Genomic DNA, 1,054 nt, shown 5'->3' with positions numbered 1-1,054 from the left:
TAGAGCGTTTTCAGCTTAGGTAGCGGCATAGCCACAGTTGCGGAGATAGTTTGCGCATTCGGCTGGCGGGAAGCGGTCGAGGAGTTGGCCGATGCGCTTCCAGACTGTCTCGATTGACCGCTCGGCGGCTTTGCGGAGCAGGGTCTTGAGCTTGGCGAAGACCTGCTCGATCGGGTTCAGGTCGGGGCTGTAGGGCGGCAGGAAGAGCAGGTGGGCGCGAGCCTTTCGGATCGCCTGCCGGACGGCTTTGCCCTTGTGGCTACCGAGATTGTCCATGACGACCACGTCGCCGGGCTTGAGCGTGGGCACGAGACACTGCTCCACCCAGGCGGTGAAGGTGATGCCGTTGATCGGGCCATCGAGGACATAAGGCGCATCGATCCGGTCGGACCGGAGCGCGGCTAGGAAGGTCATCGTGCGCCAGTGGCCATGCGGAGCCGAGCCCCTGACCCGCTGCCCGCGCCGCCCCCAGCCATGCGTACGCACCATGTTGGTTTTGACCCAGGTCTCGTCGATGAAGACCAGCCGGTCAGCCTTGATGCCGCCCTGGTAGCGCCGCCAGCTCGTTCGCCGGCGCGCGACGTCGCGCCTGGCCTGCTCGGACGGCAGCAGCGTTTTTTTTGAAGCTGACGCCCTCGCGCCGGAAGAAGCTCCAGATCGCTGCAATCCCGGCGCTCAGCCCGCGCTCGGCCGCCAGCCGCTCGCGCAGCTCCGCAAGCGTCAGCCCCGGCGTCGCCGCCACCTGGTCGAGCAGCCATTCGCGGTGCGCATGCAAGGGCGACCGGATCCGTCCACGCGACGAGCCCGGCGACACGTCGCCGCGCTCCCGCCACCGCGCCACCCACTTGATCGCGCTCGACGGCGCCACCCCGAAGCGCAGCGCCGCAGACCGGCACGAAGCGCCCGCTTCGACCGCCTTCACCACGCGCTCGCGCAGATCATTCGAACAGGCTTTCGGCATAACCGCTGGCCTCCTGCCCAGCAGTCATGCTGAATCAGAAAAACACGCCCGTGTGAATCCCCCGCGATTCAAATCACCTCGAAAACGCTCTAG

The 1,054-nt window shown here is 66.5% G+C and carries 1 protein-coding gene; it reads right to left on the bottom strand.

The features are described from left to right. Window positions 1-15: 15 nt before the first annotated feature. Window positions 16-961 (bottom strand): IS630 family transposase gene (locus tag GON01_RS15455; RefSeq protein WP_157028296.1). Its coding sequence is split into 2 segments (ribosomal slippage): window positions 16-621 and window positions 623-961, totalling 945 coding nucleotides; the frame shifts between segments, so codons are not numbered across the junction. Between the last annotated feature and the right edge of the window lie 93 nt (window positions 962-1,054).

The organism is Sphingomonas horti, from assembly GCF_009753715.1.
GTDB classification, from domain to species: Bacteria; Pseudomonadota; Alphaproteobacteria; order Sphingomonadales; family Sphingomonadaceae; genus Sphingomonas_B; species Sphingomonas_B horti.
Note: the sequence above shows the minus strand (reverse complement) of the source record. Positions and strands in the feature narration are given on the sequence as shown.